Origin of the sequence: Enterobacter sp. 18A13 (assembly GCF_007035975.1) — a bacterium.
GTDB classification, from domain to species: Bacteria; Pseudomonadota; Gammaproteobacteria; order Enterobacterales; family Enterobacteriaceae; genus Enterobacter; species Enterobacter vonholyi.
In genome coordinates, this window is sequence record NZ_AP019634.1 from 3,288,427 (window position 1) to 3,309,885 (window position 21,459).

Annotated in this window: 18 protein-coding genes; 2 read left to right on the forward strand and 16 right to left on the reverse strand. The window is 50.8% G+C overall.

The window, feature by feature from the left end; genetic code table 11:
• Positions 1–37: 37 nt before the first annotated feature.
• The 15 genes from FOY93_RS15880 to FOY93_RS23555 form a co-directional block, all read right to left on the reverse strand.
• Complete coding sequence (locus FOY93_RS15880; protein WP_136195518.1) at positions 38–505, reverse strand: hypothetical protein; 468 nt, start codon at positions 503–505, stop codon at positions 38–40.
• Positions 506–507: 2 nt separating this feature from the next.
• On the reverse strand, positions 508–2,688 hold the full coding sequence (locus FOY93_RS23965; protein ID WP_325813736.1) for a hydroxyethylthiazole kinase: 2,181 nt from the start codon (positions 2,686–2,688) through the stop codon (positions 508–510).
• Positions 2,689–2,740: 52 nt separating this feature from the next.
• Positions 2,741–2,968, reverse strand: coding sequence for a hypothetical protein (locus FOY93_RS15890; protein WP_143345372.1), 228 nt, complete (start codon positions 2,966–2,968; stop codon positions 2,741–2,743).
• Between the two features lie 92 nt (positions 2,969–3,060).
• Positions 3,061–3,342, reverse strand: coding sequence for a hypothetical protein (locus FOY93_RS15895; RefSeq protein ID WP_143345373.1), 282 nt, complete (start codon positions 3,340–3,342; stop codon positions 3,061–3,063).
• 150 nt (positions 3,343–3,492) lie between these two features.
• Complete coding sequence (locus FOY93_RS15900) at positions 3,493–4,083, reverse strand: hypothetical protein (RefSeq protein ID WP_136195520.1); 591 nt, start codon at positions 4,081–4,083, stop codon at positions 3,493–3,495.
• 10 nt (positions 4,084–4,093) lie between these two features.
• Complete coding sequence (locus FOY93_RS15905) at positions 4,094–6,283, reverse strand: hydroxyethylthiazole kinase (RefSeq protein ID WP_332107289.1); 2,190 nt, start codon at positions 6,281–6,283, stop codon at positions 4,094–4,096.
• Between the two features lie 14 nt (positions 6,284–6,297).
• Positions 6,298–8,649, reverse strand: coding sequence for a type VI secretion system Vgr family protein (locus tag FOY93_RS15910; protein ID WP_143345374.1), 2,352 nt, complete (start codon positions 8,647–8,649; stop codon positions 6,298–6,300).
• Positions 8,646–11,300, reverse strand: a complete 2,655-nt coding sequence (gene tssH, locus FOY93_RS15915; RefSeq protein ID WP_136195522.1) for a type VI secretion system ATPase TssH — start codon at positions 11,298–11,300, stop codon at positions 8,646–8,648. The genes FOY93_RS15910 and tssH overlap by 4 nt, the downstream gene beginning before the upstream one ends.
• Positions 11,301–11,455: 155 nt before the next feature.
• The gene (gene hcp / locus FOY93_RS15920; protein ID WP_023325816.1) at positions 11,456–11,947 is read right to left on the reverse strand and encodes a type VI secretion system effector Hcp; all 492 of its coding nucleotides are present in this window, start codon (positions 11,945–11,947) and stop codon (positions 11,456–11,458) included.
• 4 nt (positions 11,948–11,951) lie between these two features.
• A complete protein-coding gene (locus tag FOY93_RS15925) occupies positions 11,952–13,658 on the reverse strand; it encodes an OmpA family protein (protein WP_136195523.1) in 1,707 nt (568 codons plus the stop codon).
• Positions 13,655–14,344 (reverse strand): type VI secretion system protein TssL, short form, encoded by a 690-nt coding sequence (gene tssL / locus FOY93_RS15930; RefSeq protein ID WP_136195524.1) that lies wholly within the window; start codon positions 14,342–14,344, stop codon positions 13,655–13,657. The genes FOY93_RS15925 and tssL overlap by 4 nt, the downstream gene beginning before the upstream one ends.
• Positions 14,341–15,681 carry a type VI secretion system baseplate subunit TssK gene (tssK, locus tag FOY93_RS15935; protein ID WP_136195525.1) on the reverse strand — a complete coding sequence of 447 codons (1,341 nt, stop codon included), beginning with the start codon at positions 15,679–15,681 and terminating at the stop codon, positions 14,341–14,343. Before tssK ends, tssL begins: the two co-directional genes overlap by 4 nt.
• 17 nt (positions 15,682–15,698) lie before the next feature.
• Positions 15,699–17,243, reverse strand: a complete 1,545-nt coding sequence (tssC, locus tag FOY93_RS15940) for a type VI secretion system contractile sheath large subunit (protein WP_143345375.1) — start codon at positions 17,241–17,243, stop codon at positions 15,699–15,701.
• A gap of 32 nt (positions 17,244–17,275) precedes the next feature.
• A complete protein-coding gene (gene tssB, locus FOY93_RS15945) occupies positions 17,276–17,773 on the reverse strand; it encodes a type VI secretion system contractile sheath small subunit (RefSeq protein ID WP_111965220.1) in 498 nt (165 codons plus the stop codon).
• Between the two features lie 639 nt (positions 17,774–18,412).
• A complete protein-coding gene (locus FOY93_RS23555; protein WP_168708026.1) occupies positions 18,413–18,550 on the reverse strand; it encodes a hypothetical protein in 138 nt (45 codons plus the stop codon).
• 12 nt (positions 18,551–18,562) lie between these two features.
• On the opposite strand from FOY93_RS23555, the gene lpxP reads away from it, so the two are divergent.
• Positions 18,563–19,483 carry a kdo(2)-lipid IV(A) palmitoleoyltransferase gene (gene lpxP / locus FOY93_RS15950; RefSeq protein WP_136195586.1) on the forward strand — a complete coding sequence of 307 codons (921 nt, stop codon included), beginning with the start codon at positions 18,563–18,565 and terminating at the stop codon, positions 19,481–19,483.
• Positions 19,484–19,841: 358 nt separating this feature from the next.
• Entirely contained in the window at positions 19,842–19,913 is a 72-nt protein-coding gene (gene ypdK / locus FOY93_RS15955) for a membrane protein YpdK (RefSeq protein WP_099458937.1), read from the forward strand.
• 52 nt (positions 19,914–19,965) lie between these two features.
• Here the strand turns inward: ypdK and alaC are convergent, their stop codons facing one another.
• Positions 19,966–21,204 carry an alanine transaminase gene (gene alaC / locus FOY93_RS15960; RefSeq protein ID WP_023308710.1) on the reverse strand — a complete coding sequence of 413 codons (1,239 nt, stop codon included), beginning with the start codon at positions 21,202–21,204 and terminating at the stop codon, positions 19,966–19,968.
• Positions 21,205–21,459 lie beyond the last annotated feature (255 nt).

Here is a 21,459-nt window from a genome sequence, read left to right on the forward strand (position 1 = left end):
TTTTGCAAGAGAGCATCTAAGAATAAAACTTATGAAGTTATAATGTTTTGGTCTTTTTACCGGATTTTGACAACTGATATACTTCTTCAATTAAATATTTATTTTTATCCAAAACCAGGTGATATTCAAAATAATCCATATCAGCGGCCGTATCTCCAAATCTGGACGACACCTCTGTTTTAATTATAACCTCTTGACCATTTTTTGTAGTGCTGAGTATTTTTTCTCCATCGGCAATATGCAACGAGTATTGACCATAGACATCATAACCAATCCTGCTTGTAGATTGAGTGCAATACTTATTAAGTAATTTAATGTACTCATCTTTTGCCTGAAAACCAGTATCTTCACTTAGATTTTGCGTAGCTTCTTCATTCCACTGCTCATAGTCACTTATAAAATTAATAACTGTCTGTTGAGGAGTAAAGTTTGGATTTGAACTCATAGCAAATGCAGAAAAGGTCATCGACACAAATAACACGATTAGCAATTTTAAATATTTCATATTTATTCCTTAATGGCAAAATAATCGGCTTCTTGTTCTGTAGAATCGTTAAGCACATACCACGCATGCTTAAACGCAGGCCACCTGACGTCCTCAAACGCCATTCTCCCTGGATTTATTCTCCTTGTAACCTCTTCTGCATCGTTATGAGTCGCACCTTGATCAGCCCAAAAGTTTATACCTAATTTTCCTGAGGCTACAAGTCGCCCATTGCGACTTATATATTTTTGCTTACTGGACCAGTAATAACCTCCGGCATCAAATGCAAAAAATGCATCCTCTACAATCAGATCATTATGGGGTTCAGTAGTGAAATAATTAGAACCTGAACCTTGCCGATATTCACTGTAATGACCATAATTAGCCCTTCCAGTTAGATGAATAGATCCTCGGCCTTTAAATCTAGCACCATCACCAGTCAATGTATTCCCTAACTTATGACCCTGATCCGTGCCCGGGTCGTAGTGTACAGAAAAGTAGTTCGCAGAGCCTAGCTCGACTAAACTATCGAACCGCCCAGTTTCAGCAGCCATCTGACCGAAGAAGTGTGAAATTCTGATTGGTGTATTAATTCCATATTTATTTAGTATTTTGGGGAGAGCCTCATTTATCGCCGCTGGACGTTTAACATCCCCTGCACTGTTCATGCCCTCTCCTGTTAATCGCTTTGTTAGTTCATCAATGGTTAATGGATGTCGACGATCATAAACAGACACAGGTGATTTTTGATACTTTCTCACCAATTTAATAATATCGTTCAGACTGAGCCAACTGCAAAGTCTCATGTGAGCAATAAAATCTACAGGGTTGAAATGCCACAATCTTCCGCAACCGAGAGCTCCTGAATCAAAACACAGCGCTTCTGCGTGTTGCTTGAATTTGCCATAGTCTTCCTCACTCATTAGCGTACGTTCATTTGATTGCTGCGACCCGGGAACCTGCCATATGGCCGTTTTTTCCGGCGTACACTGCTCCCAGGGCAGACCGGTCATCAACCATTTATATCTGGCATCTATTGTGCTTTTTTCCCACTCGAATGGTAAACAGCAGATAAGTCTGTTGCTTTGAGATTCGTACCTGCCTTCTTCCTGCAACTTTCTTATGACCGCCGAATTACACTGACTGTGTGTATCGTTGTCATCATCAACCAGCAACCATCCCGTCCAGTGGGGGAAATCTGCATCGCTAAACTTTTTGACATCGGGAGCGGCAAGATTTACCACCCCTGTTCCACCTGGATACCTAACCGTCATCCATAACGGCGCATCTGCCGGCACCAGCGTTTCATGCTCGGTATTGATTACACGGCCAAAACGAAGCAGCTCAAATCCGGCACTGGGGCTCTCCTTATAATTCCGCATAGCGATTTTATAAAGATTGTATTCATAATCTTCACCATCGGCGTTAACCAGCGGCTCGCCCAGCAGATCATACTTCCCGTCAGTCTGTGTATTCTTCTGTCGGGTCACCATCGTACAGTTGCCATGCGCCAGGGTCATGCTGACATACAGAGGCGCACTGCTGGTATACAGCTCAGAAAGCCCGGTCAGGGAAGTACTGTTATTTGTGGGTGCTTTGTCGTAAAACGTTGTCCCTGCTGGCAGATAAAAATGGATATCACCGTAAACCGCATCAGTGCGACCATCTTTCGAAATATCCAGTTCCTTCGTTTTTCGTCCCACCAGTTTACTGATGTTGTCATCATCGCAGAAAACCTGGAAGTGAAATTCATTCTCCCCGTCAGTCATTCCGCAAGAGCCAATCGGGTCTTTCCGGTAAATTTTGGCATCAGCTTTTATTTCTGCTTCCAGAAACTTCAGATGCATATACAAAGAGTAAAAAACGACCTTACCGTCATCTCCGGAACCAATTTCTGTCTCATGTTTCAGTAAAACATAGCCATCATCCGTCCCCCTTACAGGGGCATACTTTAGTGGGAACTGGTCTCTTTTTTCTGGCGGGGACGGCTTGCGGAACGACACCACGGTTCCCTCAGCAATTGCCCTCACTTTCTCCGGCGTTGTGCCTGAATCCGTATGTGATATATGAATGCCCCCATGCCAGGACTCTGATGCATTGAGAGGATATCCCCGGCGAGCATTGACAGGCATCATCGCTTCAATCCAGTCTGCGTCAGACTGAGTCGCCTCTTTATCTCTCAGAAACGGAGGACTGATAATCATGTTTGACTCCTTGTCAGGAAAAGCTGAAGTTACTGGAAATCTTCACTGAATTTTATTTAGCACATTCTTCAGCGTATTTCTCATCCACAGACAAATTCTCGAGGTCTTTTGTTTTAATTTTGCCTGCAGCTAGTTTTGAACTAAAATTTTTTGAAAAGCAAAAAAAACCATCAGAATAAAAATATACTTCTTCAGTTTTATCTGGTGTATCACCTTCTGACTGATATAAAGCCTCGGTCACATACCATTTAATATTTTTGTTACCTTTAATAATCTGCATTCTATCGATCCCGAGGCATTGTTCAGAATCTTCGGCATATCCAGATTTATAATTCCTGTTTGGCATGAGATATTGATCATTAACTTTGAGCACTACGTTACACCGACTGTATGGCTCATCTTTACCAGGTAGTCCTTCGCGATTAAAAAAAATGGGTAAGCGTTCCCTTTACCTAACTTCTGGAAAATATAATAAGGCGGGAAACCGGTGTCAGGTGCATCAATTTGATATACTTGTGATAGGCCATAAGGTTCTCCATCCTTGAAGGTATAGCTTTTAACTGCCGATGATAAATCTATATCATTCGCAGACGCACCCAATGAAAAAAAATTAATGGCACTAACAAAACCTAACAGTAAAATTGTATTATCCATAATTAACCGCCATCTCACTTGCCCTGTCAGGTGTAATCAATAATGATTTTTACAGTACTACGACCTTTTTGTACTTCAACTGTTTTTTTAGTATATGTGATTACAGTATCATTAGCTTTTAGGTGTTTTATCATCAACAAACCCAAAACTTTACCAATTTATATTCATTGTCTCGAAAAGTGATTCAACTTCATCTATAAAAAAGATCTTATTCTTCTGAGTGTATTTTATTGGAGTAGAACCATACACTGCAGCATAGTTATCTTGTGAGTAAAAATATATATCCCTGACGATGCTGATTGGTTTGTTGTTTTCATCCTCGAAGATAATATCAGATACAACCACCCCCCCTTTATCCTTTGGAGTGAACTTTATTTTAACAATCGGATTCAATGCTTCAATATACTTATCACTCCCACCCTGTTTCACAATATCATGAATTGTGCTCTTTAATTCATCCTTATCATATCCATACGTTTTAGTTGATTCATCCCATGTCAGATAGCTTGCTCCGCCAGTTGGATTTGCCTCTGATGTAAGGATGAATGTATCTTTTATTCCTTTGTATTGAATTGGAACGGGCTTATCACGACATTCGGAATCAGAAGACGCTTGCATAATAGCAGAATAATTAAAACCTCCAGTGTCAAACGTTATCGTCTTACAATAATCAATATTTTTTGCATAAGTACTTGCAACGACTCCCATTGCAAGAATGGCAGCCATGATTTTAATTTTCATATATGCACCTTCAACCTAAAAATTTAACATTATCATTTGGAGAAACACTATCATTTAAAGCGTAAAATGCGTGTTCAAAACAAGGCCATCGGCTACCATCTAGTCCATTACTCCCGCCATTCACACACTTAGTTACTGCCTTAACTTCTGCATAAGTAGTCCCTTGGTCGGCCCAGTAATGTATGCTCAATGGGCCCCAGTTAACTAATTTCTTATTTTGCACCTTCATTCTTTGCTTCTGAATCCAATAGAATCCACCGGCATCACAGCAATAATAGGATGACGAAATTAAAGTTTCTGCACCTGCTGAACTTATGAACTTCTCGCTACTGCCTTTGTATTCACCATACACCCTATAATTAGTCCTGCCTGTTAGCTGTATAATTCCACGGCCTTTAAATCTAATACCATCTCCAATTTGATCGTTACCAAGCTTTTTCGCAAGTTCGTTTTTATTATAATGTTTTGCATCAAATTCAGGTTCATACTTATCAAAGTATGAGTCTTTCCCTTTTTCTTCACATTCGCTAACCCGACCCGTTTCGCAATATATTTGTGATAAAAAGTGAGCCAATCTAATTGTGCTATTTACACCAAAATTTCTCATTGTCAATGCTAAGCTTTTTCTCATTTCTGATGGCCGAATAAATACCCCTGTTGATTTTTCTTTCTTTTGATTCAGGTGTTCAATTACTGTTTTTTCCGTCAACCGCCCTTCTTCTCTTAAAGAAGATTCATTTTTTACGGTTTTTCTGATCGTTCTAATAAAGTCCTGTTCACTTAGCCAATTACATTTCCGGAAAAGACTGATAAATTCAACAGGGTGAAAGTGCCATAATCGACCAGAACTAAACGCTCCGGCATCAAAACACAGCGCTTCTGCGTGCTGTTTGAACTTGCCATAATCTTCCTCATTCATCAGAACGCGGTCCTTTTTTTCCTGCGTCCCCGGGACAGTCCATATGGCCGTTTTTTCCGGCGTACACTGCTCCCAGGGCAGACCGGTCATCAACCATTTATACCTGGCATCTATTGTGCTTTTTTCCCACTCGAATGGTAAACAGCAGATAAGTCTGTTGCTTTGAGATTCGTACCTGCCTTCTTCCTGCAACTTTCTTATGACCGCCGAATTACACTGACTGTGTGTATCGTTGTCATCATCAACCAGCAACCATCCCGTCCAGTGGGGGAAATCTGCATCGCTAAACTTTTTGACATCGGGAGCGGCAAGATTTACCACCCCTGTTCCACCTGGATACCTAACCGTCATCCATAACGGCGCATCTGCCGGCACCAGCGTTTCATGCTCGGTATTGATTACACGGCCAAAACGAAGCAGCTCAAATCCGGCACTGGGGCTCTCCTTATAATTCCGCATAGCGATTTTATAAAGATTGTATTCATAATCTTCACCATCGGCGTTAATCAGCGGCTCTCCCAACAGATCATACTTCCCGTCGATTTGCGGATTTTTTTGCCGGGTCACCATCGTACAGTTACCTTTTACCAGGGTCATGCTGACATACAGAGGCGCATTACTTGTATAGCGTTCAGAAATACCTGTAGTGGAAGTACTGTTGTTCGTTGGAGCTTTATCGTAAAACGTTGTACCTGCTGGCAGATAAAAATGGATGTCTCCATAGACAACATCAGTGCGACCATCTTTCGAAATATCCAGTTCCTTCGTTTTTCGTCCCACCAGTTTACTGATGTTGGCATCATCGCAGAAAATCTGGAAGTGAAATTCATTCTGGCCATCAGTCATTCCGGAAGAGCCAAGTGGGTCTTTCCGGTAAATTTTGGCGTCAGCTTTTATCTCAGCTTCCAGAAACTTCAGATGCATATATAGAGAGTAAAAAACGACCTTACCGTCCTCTCCGGAACCTATTTCTGTCTCATGTTTCAATAAAACATAGCCATCATCCGTTCCTCTGATGGGGGCATACTTCAATGGGAACTGATCTCTTTTATGTGGCGGGGAGGGCTTGTGGAACGATACCACCGTCCCGTCAGCTATTGCCCTCACTTTCTCTGGTCTTGTGCCTGCATCCGTATGCGATATATGGATCCCACCATGCCAGGACTCTGATGCATTCAGAGGATATCCACGGCGTGAATTGACAGGCATCATCGCATCAACCCAGTCTGCGTCAGACTGAGTGGCATCTTTATCTCTCAGAAACGGAGGACTGATAATCATGTGTTGACTCCTTGTCAGGAAAAGCTGAATTTGCTGGAAGGTTCCGTAGTTTCTGGTGCCACATTAGGGAAGTCTTTTGGATCATCGGCCTTATCTTTTCGCCCGTAATGACCGGCTTTGGTCCGGTATTCCCCCTGAGTGGCTGACTCAATACCATTGGCATCAAGCGTGATATAACTTCCGCCTCCGTTAATCGTGACTTTTTTCTTCGCAGTTATATGGATTTCGTCTTCGGTGCTGATGAGATTTAGTTCGCCGCGGGCTATTAGATCCATCAAATCATTCTGCGCCTGTATTTTCACTGGCCCCTGGTTCGCGATGAGCTTGATCCCCAGCTTACGAACAAACACGCTCAGGGCATTACCTACCCCGACGAACAGATTTTTCACCACGCTGACGTCGGCATTTTTACCGGCCGTGGCTATCAGGTTCTGCCCGGCTGATACCTGCAGATGTTGTCCGCTGGTCAGCGCCATTCCATCCGGTGCACTGAGCAGCAGCACTGATTTTTTGAGGTCTGTCAGCTGCTGTTCCAGCAGTTTGATTTGCGCCTGGAGATCGGCCGGGTTCGCGGTTGCCTTCTGCGCATCATCGGAGATAGACGTCATCTGCTCCCGGGCATCACCCAGATTGCTGACCGCAGGCTGCATCTCCAGCACCTGACCCTGCGCTTTCATCTGGCCATCAGCGCTGATAAATATCCCTTTCTGCGCCCGGATGGCACCCCAGCTGTCCGTCCTGAGCTCAAACCCCTCGCCGCGCTGCTGTTTCTCGCTGTCGACCAGGTGGCCGAGGTTCAGCTGGCTCTTGCCGCCATACTCCGTGCTGACCTTGATGTGCTCTTTTCCACGCTCGTCATCGAGGCGGATTTTGTTGTTCGCCGGGGTACGCAGGACGTTGCGTTTGTAGTTCCGGATGGTGACGTGGTCGCCGTGCGCCGAGTCGTGCAGCACGCCGGCAATGTACGGCCGGTCCGGGTTACTGTCCTCAAAGCCAATCGCCACTTCGGTGCCCGCCAGCAGCGGCAGGTGCAGGCCGTAGGTGTCGCCGGCGTACGGGCGCGACTGGCGTACCCACAGGCTCTCGAAGCCGGTTTCCCAGTTATCACGGTCAAACAGCATGCTGACGCGGTAACGACCGTCTTTATCGATATGCCCGTAGGTGTCATTTTCGGTGGTGCTGGTGACGCGGGCCGGGAGCGTACCGGCCATCACCGGGCGTGAGCCAGGTTCCGGGCGGAAACCAAAATCGGTGCTGTCCGGAATGCCGTCAAAATCAACCGCAAAGTCCTTATCGCGGCGGGCATACGTACGCATCGCCGTGATGACCACGCCCTGCGCAAACACATCGGCCACTTCATACCCGCCGGTGACTTTCAGTACCTGACCCGGCGAGAGGGTCGGACAGCTGGTGATGCCCTGCGCCCGGGTCTGACCATTCAGGTAGCGCTCGTGCCGGATGCGGGCATAAAACGCCCCGGACTCGGGTGCCGGATTACGCTCATGCGCGCTGCCCGGCGTCAGGTAGTTATCTCCCCAGTGGTAAGCCTCCCCACAGGTGGTGACATCCCCGCGGGTCGCATCCACCAGGCTATTCATGTCCTGCGTGGCCTGACGGTAGTTGTAGTCCCGGGTGCTGACCTGCTTCTGCACCACGTTGTGGTGGCACTCCATGCCCCAGACCGAATCCACGCCTTTTGAATGCTGGCCCGATGGCGGTACCGACGGCAGCGTCAGACCTTTTTCATACCCCTGCTGGCTGTCGTAAAACTCCACCACGTCAATGTTGAGGCGCGTGTCGGTGGTGAAGCGAAACCAGATACCGACCTCACCCAGCAGGCGGGTGATAAAGTGCAGGTCGTCCTCACCGTACTGCATCACCTGTTCACGACGCGGGTATTCTTTTGACAGCGAGAACAGAAAATCCTGGCCGCGCATACCGTGGCGCTCGCGCAGGATTTTTTCCACGATTTGCGGAACCGAGATGTCCTGGTAAATGGCGTTCTGGTGCGAGCGGTCGAGCAGCACCAGACGTGGCCGGAGCGTCAGGGCGTAGCGGGTTTCATCTTTTGACGTGCTGAGGCGTTCAAAACCGGTCACCACGCCCTGAAGGGTGCGCACCGGCTGCTGCACTTTAATGCCGTAACCCTGGTCTACCGGGGCCTGCAGCGTCAGCGAACCGGGCTTCATCAGCATCGCCTCTCTGGCGATAGCGTGGTCGCTGCTGGTGAATTCAATACGGTAGCGGAACGGCGTGCTAAGAGCCTCATCACCTTCGAAAGACAGCACGTCGAGTTCTGTGTCACATCCCTTCACCGACAGCAGGTGGTGGCTATGGCTGTATCTTAATGGAGGATTATTACTCATGCGTCCACTCCCTGTTTCACATCAAATTCCAGCCCGATCCCTTCTTCCTCACTCCAGCTAAAGCGTAATGACTGTGGTTTCAGTTTTGCGGCCATATGGGTCAACATTTGCTGACTGAGCACCGGCAGAATTTGCTGATTGAGCAGGCTGTCGACGTTACGCGCACCGGTATCTGGCAGCAGGCAGGCTGAAGTCAGGGCATCATAAAGACTTTCATCAATGTGCGTGCTCAGGCCGTAGTGTCGATGCAGACGCTTGCTAACCTGTGAGAGTTTCATTTCCACGATGGTACGCATGGCTGCTTCCGAGAGAGGGCGGTAAATCACGGTCTGGAAGCGGGCCAGCAGCGCCGGCTGGAAGTGATCGCGCAGTATCGGACGCAGCAGCTCGTGAAGATCGCCTTCGCTGGCCTCCGGCTGTTCGTCAAGCAGCTGCATCAGGTGGTCGCTGCCGAGATTCGAGGTCATCAGAATGACGGTGTTGCGGAAGTCGATTTCACGCCCTTCTCCGTCGCGCATAAAGCCGCGGTCAAAGACCTGGTAGAACAGGTTCATCACGTCGCGGTGGGCTTTTTCGACTTCATCGAGCAAAACCACGCTGTACGGACGCTTGCGTACCGCTTCGGTGAGAATACCGCCCTGACCGTAACCCACGTAACCCGGAGGGGAGCCCTTCAGCTGGGAAACCGTATGCGGCTCCTGGTATTCGGAGAGGTTAATCGTAATGAGTGACTTCTCACCGCCGTACATGACATCGGCCAGCGCAAGCGCGGTTTCGGTTTTCCCCACCCCGCTCGGTCCCACCAGCAGGAATACACCCTGCGGGCCATTCTCGGAAGTGAGACCCGTTTTTGCCGCACGCAGACGCTGGGCGATGGCCTCAAGCGCCACATCCTGTCCGACCACACGTTTACCCATTCCATTTTCAAGGGTCAGCAGTTCGGTCTGCTCATCTTTCATCAGCGATGACAGCGGCACGCCTGTCCAGTCTGCAATCACGTTTGCTACCGTGCGTACATCCACATCCACGGAGAGCAGCGGGTTGCTGTGCTGCATGCCGTTCAGTTCCTGCTGCAGCGCGTGCGTCTCGCTTTGACGGGAGATGTCCTGGCGGCTTTCCAGCAGTTGTTCGGTGAGTTTCAGTTCCTGCCCGTACTGTGTTTCAAGCTCATCGAGGGCAACGATAAGAGCGTTCTCTTCCTGCTCAATGACGGTCAGGCGTTCACCATGGCTCTGATTGCCGACAGCAATATCTTCCAGCAGCGCCTGCTTCTCCATTTCAAGAGAGGTAATCTGCGAGCGAATGCAGGTCAGCTGTTCCGGCACCGTGTCGAGGCTCATCCGGACGCGGGCTGCGGCGGTGTCGAGCAGGTCAACCGCCTTGTCCGGCAGCTGGCGGTCCGTCAGATAGCGGCGGGAAAGCGTAACAGCAGCGCGCACCGCATCGTCGGTAATGTGCACGTTATGGTGTTCGGCATAGCGGGATTTCAGACCACGGAGCATCAGGCAGGCGATGTCATCGTCAGGCTCATCGACTTTTACCATCTGGAAACGACGCTCCAGGGCCGCGTCGCGCTCGAAGTATTGTTTGTATTCAGACCAGGTGGTGGCCGCAATGGTACGCAGTTCGCCACGCGCCAGCGCCGGTTTCAGCAGGTTCGCTGCATCGGCGCCCCCCGCCTGGTTGCCCGCGCCGATGATGGTATGCGCTTCATCAATAAATAGCAGGACCGGGGACGGGGATTGCTGCACCGCATCAATGACGTTTTTCAGACGCTGTTCGAACTCGCCTTTCACGCCTGCACCGGCCTGCAGGAGGCCCAGATCAAGGGTACGCAGAGTGACCGCTTTCAGTGATTCAGGCACATTACCCTCGGCAATACGCAATGCCAGACCTTCAACCAGTGCAGTTTTCCCCACGCCCGGCTCGCCGACCAGAATCGGGTTGTTTTTGCGGCGACGAGAGAGGATGTCCACCATCTGGCGTATTTCTGTGTCGCGGCCAAACACAGGATCGATCTTCCCTTCCTTCGCTTTGGCGGTGACGTCGAGGGTGAATTTATCCAGCGCGTTCTGCAGCGCAGGGCTCAGCTCCCCCTCTTTCATTTCCACGCCAGCCGGACGCCCGACAAACTCCACCTCACCACCGTGGCTCTGTGCCAGCTCGGCTTCGTGCTGCATTTCCGGACGTTCATCCGATTGCGCATCCAGCAAAGGTCGCAGGCGCTCCAGCTGGCTCTGACCAAGCGTTAACAACGGCCAAAGGCCGTCACAACGTGCCAGTTTCGGTTTTTCCACCAGGGCCATCAGCAGATGGACGCTGCGAATGTGCTCTTCACCATTGAGTGAGGCCAGTAGCCAGGCTTGCTGCATCAGAGTCTGGATGTCATCAGAGAGCTGGGGCCGATGGCGCACGGAGCGAGGTTGTCTGTCGAACCAGCCGAGCAGATCCTGCCAGATGCCATCCATATCCCACTCGTAGCGGCGTGCCAGCACCGTCAGGTCACCTTCCCCCTGCTCCAGCAGCTTAAGCAGCCAGTGCTCCGGCAGGATTTCGGCATGGGCACGGGTCTGACAGAGCGAAGCTGCGCCTTCCATCGCTCGGGCACAGTAAGGGTTCAGACGACGTAACAGGATGGCTGGATTTTCCATGAGATTCTCTCTTTGTCGGTTCCTGGACACGCTACCGCCCCTCGCTGTTCACCAAAGCGCATAAGGTCAGGCAGGCAGATTTTTTCTTTGCTGAGTGCCCGCATCTCAGGCACTCAGCAAAAAACTGCGGACAGGAAAACCTGCCCGCATCAGGATTACGCCGTGGCGCGTTCGTTCCAGGAATCGGAATGAATGATGTTGCCGTCTTTGTAGGTCCAGGTGATTTTTTCGTAACGCAGTTCAACGCGTTCAAGGTGGTTGTGCTTCTCTTTAGAAGGATCCTTGATGTCATACATTTCAGGATTCACTTTCACTACCTTCACGTTTTCCAGTTTGGTGTTGAAGTACTCCACTTCCTGGCCCGCGTCGTTGATTTTGTACCACTTGAATTCAGCGGATTTCAGGGTCTGACCGGTGGTCACCGCCTTGTACAAGTACGGGCTAGAGGAATCGATTTCCTTCGTGAACAGGAACGGCGTGTGGATACGGGTACCGGTCAGCTTGCCGGTGTTGTTGTCGGTCGGGATGTACAGATTATGTTCCTGAGCGACCACTTCAATGCTGCCTTCACGATCCTGAACGTCAACAGACCCTTTGATGTCCGCGCCGCCGTCGTCCTTCAGCCAAAGATAAACAGGAATTGCCATGGAATTACTCTCCATTGTGTAGTGAAGCGCCATCATCCTGCGATGACGCCGGGTGTTTGCCGGGTATCTGACAGGCGTTCGCCTGCGGTACCAGACTAATTTCGACACGGCGGTTAAGCGCACGCCCTTCCGGGGTGTCGTTGGTTGCGACAGGGCGGCTTTCGCCATAGCCCTGCACCGCAAAACAGCTTTCGGGTACGTCGCCGGTATCCCGCATCCAGCCGCGTACCGCTTCGGCGCGTTTCAGAGACAGCGTCTGGTTAAGTTGCGGATTGCCGGTGTTATCGGTATGCCCTGACACGACAATCAGCCAGCCCGGCTTCGCTTTAATGCCAACCAGTGAATTCACCAGCATTTTGGTAGAGCCGGCTTTCAGCACGAACTTGCCGGTATCGAACAGCGACATACTGTCCAGCCTTACTATTTTCGGAACCGGTTTTGGTGCTGGCTGCGGTTTAGGAGGCGGCGGCACATACGAGCGGATCGCGTCCAGAAGGGGCATCCGTAAACGTTCTCCCTGATAAAGCCCCAGACCCAACCGGGCCGGTACACCGTTACGTGCATAGTCGTCCAGCAGCGCCGCATTCTCGCGAAGGACCGCAACGGCGGTAGCCTTCGGGCCATAATCATCGATGGAGAGGCTGTCGTAACGGGCTATATCGAAGCTCACGCGATGCAGTAGCTGGCGATTGTTCCAGCCACTGCTGAGCAGCGCGGCGATGGCCGCCAGGGTGAAAAGACCAAGGGCGCAGCGCCAGATGCGGGTCCGGGGAGTAAGTCCACTTCCTTCCGGTAACAGCGGCAGGATGAAATCCGGGAAGGGTGATATCACCGTACTGTCCGTCCCTACCGGTTGCCAGCCGGCTACCTGCTGCATGGCAGTATGACGTGATAACCACGCCGTCCAGGCAGAGGACGCAAGGCTTCCGGCAAGAATCGGCCCCATTCCCCACAGCAACGCTGCAGGCACAATGGCCGGAACATCAGGATTCTCATCGATGAATACCGCCTGGACATGCTGATGGAACCAGCTCATCAGGCTATTCATCAGCACCTGCTGCTGCATCACAGGCGCACCACCAGTGGTGACCCACGCGGCGATCGAACAAGGCGCATTCGACTCACGCCAGACAGTGCACCCTTCACCCGGAATAGCGGCCTGCCAGAGCATGTCATCCGTCATCGCACTGCCGATCTGACCATTCAGAATCAATGGCACAGAATGTCCCGTTTCTTTACGCAACTGGCTGATTTGCCAGCGCAAAGCCAGCAGACGACTTGTCAGGGCTTCGCTGTCGACGTGTTTCTGCGGGCAGACACTGACCATCACCGACAGCTGACGCCCCCAGTCCGGACGCTGCCACAGAATCTGACGGGCTACATGTTCCAGATCCTGATGGTCCTCAACGCGGATCCAGCATCCCTGCGTGACCATCAGTACCGGTGACTGTTGCGGCCAGGTCAGAGGCATATCGCCACAAACCAGCACCACGGGTTGACGGTAAGTGGTTTCAGGAAGGTCATCCAGATGCAGGGTGACGTCATGCTCCCTACGAAATCTGGCGATATACCAGAACGCGACGATAACCCCGAACATCGCCAGCAAAACGAGCACTGAAGCCAGCCGGGATACAGGCAGAAAAGCCAGACAGACCACGGCACTCAGCAGGGCGGCCCACAGCGCAAGAACGCGCTGTTGTACAGGACTCATTTTGCGACTCCCGGCAACAGGGTCAGCAGCATCTGATCGAGCCAGCGATCCAGTCCCCACCAGAGCGCGACAATAACAATCACGCTCAGGCCTATGCGCGCGGGCCATGACGCCAGCCAGCCACCCGCCCCGCGCCCCGTGCGGCTTTCTGCCAGAACAGGGTGAGTCTGCGGATAGCTGAACGGCGTAACACGTTCATTGAGAGCGCTGAACAGCTTCTGGCGTTCTGGATCGTTCAGCGAGCGAAAGTTTCCCAGAAATCCGAGCATCATTACACGCTGAAAACAGGTCAGTACGGCATTGTCTGATGCAGGTTCACTCAGCACATCGCGCATCCTGTCACACAAAGTGTCACCCGCGTCCATTGTGCCAAGGAAGTGTCCCTGCAGAGGAATGTCATACCACTGCACACAGGCATCATCCTCTACACCGCGCCCTTTGACCGCCTCATCAAGCAATGCACATTGTGCAGTGAGGATATGCTTACAGCTGGCTTCATCGAGTTCACTCGCTTTCAGTTCACGCTGAACGCGTTCCACATCAGCGATACAGCGTTCCCACAAGACCCGACCTTCTCCTTCCTGAAACTGCGGGCCATGGCGAAGGCTGATTACCTGAAGCCAGGTATCCTGCAGCAGTGCGTCAATATCAACAGACACGACCGCGCCGTGTTTACGTTCACTCATGTTCTCAATACCGCAAAGAGTTCAAGTTCAGGCTCGCCGAGCATGCCCGGGACGTAAAACATACATGTCCCACTCTGGAGCATTTCAGTCGCCAGAGGATGGGAGAGATCGAGACTGAAATACTGATTTTCCAGGCGAAGCGGAATGGCAGCCGGCACATGCCGCAGTGGCACCAGGGGCACCCCCACCCGTGATGAATTGACGATACTCCTGACATGGTCAGGGCTGCCGACCTTACACTGACGTGGGAACTGTTCCTGCAGCTGTGCCACCGGCATCGGTGAACGCACTGAGAGGTAATAATCCGCCCCTTCGCGCAGACGCGGGTCATGCAGGCGAGCCTGCCAGAAGTGCAGCCGTGGGTCATAGTCGAGTGCCAGGGCCACCACCCGTGACGGCAGGCTGGCTTCAAGCAGATCGCCAAGCAAGTCAAACAGCGGTGGAAACACTGCATTGAGTTGCTCATGATGCCAGGCCGGAATGGCGCTCACCTGATGCTCCAGGGAGAAGGTCAGCAGGCTCCCCGCCAGGCGAGAAAGTTCCGGATATAGACGCTCCGGTGGGCTTTGCGGGTATCGCTGAAACTGTCCGAGCACGGGCTCGGCGCTGTTCAGCGCATTTAGCAGCCAGAACAGTGATACATCAGCCACGGCGAAGTCTGCCATACGCTCATTGCTTTCACGCCGCATTGCCATCAGACGGCACAGTCGGGCCCGCAGTTGGGTCATCAGCTGTTCCAGCTGAGTTACCAGCCAACGGCTGCCCTGGAGGGTCAACAACGGAGGGAGAAACGTCTCATCCAGTAACCACATCCCCTGTGAGTCCTGCTGCAGGCGGGCGACCGGACAGGTCAGATAATCGCTGTTGTTCTGATGCGCAAAACGCAGCGTCAGTTCCGGCTGCATCACGGCAATCTGACGAGTGTCTTCCCCAAAGGTATTGCGTACATCCCGCCAGCGCTGACGATATCGCACCGGACGCTCGGCCACCTCATCGGGTTTCAGGCAGTTGCCGCCGTTCGCCCGCAGTAGCGGGAGCGCCAGCACCACCGTCACCTCCTGCGATTCGCTTTCAAGCGACAGTACCGGTGGCAGCGAATCAGCATTGTTTGTATCAATCAGCGTACCGTCCTGAAAACGGACATGCAGATGACGGGCCTGCAGACGTCCAAGCCTGAGAGCTTCCGGCTCGAAGGTAGCATTTATAACCCCCCACGGGCAGGAGAGGCCCAGCCGGGCAATACACTCGGCAGACCAGGCCGCATAAGCGACCTGTTGCTGAAAATGCTGGGGAGCGACCATAATGCCCCTACCCCATAACGGTTGTTCCGTTTTCATCGGCTTCCTGCCTGTTATTACGATTTCGCTTTCGGCATCTGGGAAACCAGCGACAGGTTGACGTCCATCCCTTCCACCTGGAAGTGTGGAATCGCATACAATTTCACGCGGAAGAAGCCTGGGTTATCTTCAATATCTTCCACCACCACTTTTGCATCACGCAGTGGATGAGACGCCTGCAGCTCGTCGCCCGGATCGGTCATTTCTGTCACCAGACTGCGGACCCAGGTGTTCAGTTCCAGCTCCAGTAGTCGACGATCCTTGGTGGTACCGATGTTCTCGCGCTGAATTAGCTTCAGGTAGTGGGCGATACGCGACAGCAGGAAGATGTACGGCAGACGCGCATTGATACGGCTGTTGGCCGTTGCATCAGCGGTGTCATACATCGCCGGTTTCTGAGTGGAGTTTGCTGAGAAGAAGCAGGCGTAGTCGCGGTTTTTGTAGTAGGACAACGGAATAAAGCCCAGATTCGCGAATTCGAATTCACGCGTTTCAGGGATCATCACTTCGCTCGGTATTTTTACCTGATTGCCTGTCCCCAGATCATAAAGATGGATAGGCAGATCCTGAACCGCACCGCCGGCCTGCGGGCCACGGATTTGGACACACCAGCCGTTATTAATAAAGCTACGCACCATGTTGGAAGCGAAGGCAAACGACGCATTCGTCCACAGGTATTTGTCGTGATCCGGACCTTTGACTTCTTCAACATAGTTGAAGCTGCGAACCGGAACGGTATCCGGGCCATACGGTAAACGTCCAAGCACGCGGGGCATCACCAGACCGATGTAGCGAGCGTCGTCCGTATCGCGGAACGATTTCCACTTGATGTACTCTGCGCGGTCAAAATAGTTACCTATATCTTTAATCGCCGCGACGTCTTCCATGGACTCCTTGAGGAAGAATTTCGGGCCTGCTGAGCCGATAAATGGCATATGTGCAGCCGCAGATACTTTAGAGATGTTGCGCAGCAGAGCGACATCCTGCGCTGAAGCATCGAACTCATAAGCGGAAATCAACGCCGCGATCGGCTCGCCGCCAGGGGTATCATATTCATCAATGTAGGTGTGTTTATACAAACCACTCTGGATGACTTCCGGGCTGTCTTCAAAGTCCTGGCGCAGCTCTTCTTTAGACATGCTCAGAAGCTCGATTTTCACGTTCTGGCGAAAATCTGTTTTATCAATCAGCGACTTCACTCCGCGCCACAGGCTCTCAACCGACTGAAACTCTTCATGGTGCATAACGGCGTCCAGCTGGCGGCTTATCTGGTAGTCGAGCTCAGCGATATGGTGATCGATCAGGCTTTTATCCAGTTTTTCGACCTTCGAGCCTGCCTTGGTCAGGCATTCCAGAAAGACCTGCATACCTGCGGTCAGACGCTCGTCTGCGGTCGCATCCGACATCGCCTGCGCATCTTGCCAGATGTCCAGCGCGCTCAGCTCAGAGACAGGGTTCAGATTGATTTTCTCAAACAGTGAGGCGTACACCCCACCCACAGCAGGGCGTTCCAGCACCACGCTTTCCCCGCCAGCAGTATTATTTTGTACAGACATGAGCATTCCTTGATTAATCCGTTAAAACAGCATGATGATTAAGGTTTTTTTGAAGCCAGCGCGGATAACTCATTTCGCAACTCAGCACTAAGCGTCTGGTCAAGAACGATTTTCTCCAGCTCTTTTCGGAAAGTCTGGTTATCCAGCAGGTTGGCCTTCAGATCGCGGAGCAAGTTGCGCATTGCCAGCATCGCCTTCAGCTGTGGAATTTGGGCCGCCACCTGCTCTGGCGTGAAATCTTTCATGCTCTGGAAAGTCAGCTGAATGTTGTCCTCACCGCCATCTTCAGACAGCGTATTTTTAACGGCCAGATTAACTTTTGGGGAATATTCGGAAAGAACGCTATCAAAATTATTTTTGTTGATATTAACTTTTTCACGCTCCGATATTGGTGCAGATTCCTGTCCATTACTGAAATCACCTGTAACAAGCAATTTCAAGGGTAATTCCATTTTCTTGCTTGCTCCGCCAGTATGCAGGTCAAGCTTCAGGTTAATACGTGCCTTAGGCACCTCATTCTGAAAACTGTCAGCCATTTAATCATCCCTCTTTGTTTAGCTATGCCAACTTCACGGTATCGTTCTTGATGCGCAATAATAGAATATTGATCGAAACAAAATCAAATACACAGATCATTTATCCATGACAAGAATTTTCTTAAGAATTTTCCTCTAATACATTATCGCAAATTGCCTAATTAACTCAGAAAAAGAAACTGCTCTTTTCGCACAAATCGAATATTTGTATCGCAGAAGGGATTGCAGCCAGAGAGATGTTAATAAAAACATCTTGTTTTGATTTGCATCACAGCACCACGCCAAAAAACGCTAAAGAACTGCAATATCTTATTGCGGCAAGATTAAAAGGGGAACGTAATCGAGGAAAGAAGGCGACCACTCCATTGACAGCATGAATAATACTTAAGAATTTTCATAAAGAAAATTCTTAAGTATTATATGAAGGGGTAAATAAACGCGTAAATATTAAATTTGGCGAAAATCAACGACGCATTTTTTTCGTTACGCTTTCTTTCTGAACGCTAACGCTACTGCGTTCCGCTGAGGCAGGAAAGGCGCTTTCCATGTGAAAGTCGATAAAATCTGTAAAATCAAGGACCTCTCGGGCTGCCGCTTTTTTAATCAAAAACGAGTAATAGCACATATCGTATAACGGTGCTACATTACGTCGCCCGCCCAAATCAGCAGTGGCCAGGCAACGCCGTAAAGTTCGGTAAAGCCTGCAACCATCACCTTGAAGAACGGTCTTATCGGCACGTCGTATCGCAAACTCTGCGCTACCTTTACAGGCTTCATATAGGTTCTACTATTTTGTCTCAATCCAAATTTCAACGCGCGTTTTTACACCCGCGTTACTGGTTTACATGGTTTGGTCTTGGCGTACTCTGGCTGCTGGTTCAACTTCCATACCCGGTCCTGCGCTTGCTAGGGTCGAAACTGGGCAGCGCTTCCCGCGTTTTCCTGAAACGTCGCGAATCCATCGCGCGTAAAAATATTGAGCTTTGTTTTCCGCAGTACAATGCCGAAGAGCGCGAAAAACTCATTGCTGAAAACTTCAAGTCTATCGGCATGGCGCTGCTTGAAACGGGCATGGCCTGGTTCTGGCCGGATGAGCGTGTCCGCAAGTGGTTTGACGTGGAAGGACTGGATAATCTGAAACGCGCGCAGATGCAAAAACGCGGCGTGATGGTCGTCGGCGTTCACTTTATGTCGCTGGAGTTGGGTGGCCGCGTGATGGGGCTTTGTCAGCCAATGATGGCAACTTACAGACCGCACAATAGCGCTCTGATGGAGTGGGTGCAAACGCGTGGCCGCATGCGTTCCAATAAGGCGATGATCAGTCGTAATAACCTGCGCGGTATGGTCGGCGCTCTCAAGAAAGGAGAGGCCGTCTGGTTTGCACCCGATCAGGATTATGGACGTAAAGGCAGCAGCTTTGCCCCCTTCTTTGCGGTGAAAGACGTTGCGACGACTAACGGTACCTTTGTCATTTCTCGATTATCGGGCGCCTCCATGCTGACCGTGACGATGGTGAGAAAAGCAGATAAATCAGGCTACCGTCTGCACATCTCCCCTGAAATGGCTAACTATCCGGAAAACGAGTGCGAAGCCGCAGCGTTTATCAATAAAGTCATCGAAATTGAAATCATGCGTGCTCCAGAGCAGTATCTGTGGATGCATCGTCGTTTCAAAACACGCCCTCTTGGCGAAGCCTCGCTCTATATTTAAGCTCTTCATGAAGGTTAGTTTCGCTAAGAAACTAACCTTTTCAATCACCTGTCTTCCCGCTGAAAACCCGTCACTCATTGCGTCGCTCAAAGTGAATTTATTGCGTTGTGAAATCAAACTGTCGCCGTTCCACGACACTCGTAAGTAGCGGAAATTATTTAAAAAAATCCCTCTTGTCACCCTTCATTTTTAGGCGTACATTAGCGCCGTCTGGCAACAGGAAAGCACAGAATTCTGAGCTGGAGTCGGCGGCGTAACGGGAAAATTCTCATTTTCGTTTTGACCGGATTTCAGCTCTCTATAATCAGGTGGACTCTGTTTTTAAATGCGTACCACAAGATACGCGGAGCGATGAAACGTGAAATATTTCTTTATGGGCATTTCGGTGATTGTTTTAGTCTGGGCCGGAACCTTTGCCCTGATGATTTAGTGAAGAACATGCAGTCAAAAAAACAGGAGCCATCGGCTCCTGTTTTTTTATGTCATGACGATGCGGGATGTTCTGCGACGCTCTTTGAGGTGAGAAGACCATCGGCCCGGAACATACTCTTGATGCCCCTCACCGCCTGACGAATACGGTCGCTGTTTTCAATCAGGGCAAATCGCACATGGGTGTCGCCATAATCACCGAATCCAATGCCAGGCGAGACACACACCTTTGCATCCTGAAGCAGTTTTTTGGCAAACTCCAGCGATCCCATCGCCGCATACGGTTCCGGAATTTTTGCCCAGACGTACATGGATGCCTTCGGCATTTCCACCATCCAGCCCGCCTCATGCAAGCCTTTTACCAGCACGTCACGGCGGCGCTTATACTGGGCGGCAATCTCGTGAACGCACTGCTGGTCGCCCTCCAGGGCAGCGATAGCCGCGACCTGCAGCGGCGTGAAGGTGCCGTAATCGTGGTAACTCTTAATGCGCGCCAGTGCGCTCACCAGCGTTTTGTTACCCACCATAAAGCCAATACGCCAGCCCGCCATGTTGTAGCTTTTCGACAGGGTAAAGAACTCTACCGCCACGTCACGCGCGCCCGGGACCTGCATAATCGACGGGGCTTTCCAGCCGTCATAGACGATGTCAGCATAGGCTAAATCGTGAACCACCAGCACGTCATAACGCTTAGCCAGCGCAACCACTTTCTCGAAGAAATCAAGCTCCACGCACTGCGCCGTTGGGTTCGACGGGAAGCCGAGGATCATCATCTTCGGTTTCGGATAACTTTCACGAATCGCACGTTCCAGTTCGTTAAAGAAATCGACACCTTCCACCAGCGGCACAGAGCGGACCTGGGCGCCGGCAATCACCGCGCCGTAGATATGGATCGGATAGCTTGGATTAGGCACCAGCACCGTATCGCCATGATCCAGCGTAGCCAGCATCAGGTGTGCCAGCCCCTCTTTCGAGCCGATGGTGACAATCGCTTCACTTTCCGGATCGATATCAACCTGATAGCGATCCTGATACCAGCGCGAGATCGCGCGACGTAACCTGGGAATACCGCGAGAGGTTGAGTAGCCGTGCGTATCCGGGCGCTGGGCAACCGTGCAGAGCTTCTCAACGATATGCGGTGGCGTTGGGCCGTCAGGGTTACCCATGCTGAAATCAATGATGTCTTCGCCGCGCCGACGCGCAGCCATTTTCAGTTCAGCTGTGATATTGAAAACATAAGGGGGGAGACGATCGATACGCGTAAAACGGCGTTCAGGACTGAATTCAGCCATAGATTCCTCAGATTAACGTTAGCGCCCGGACCGTCCGAGCGACGTTGCCACCGATGTGGCATGTTTAGAAAATAACCTGAAAAAAATCATGCTGTCGAGAGGGAAGTGAAAAAAAAGCAATCGCCTGAAAACCGGAACCCTGCTGTGACGAAAAGCGGAAGCCCCTGTTTCAGGGTTGGCTTTCTGATAGCTGTTATTTAACAGGATGATATCAAAACAGTTACCTGACGATACGCAGGCTATAAAAAATCAGGA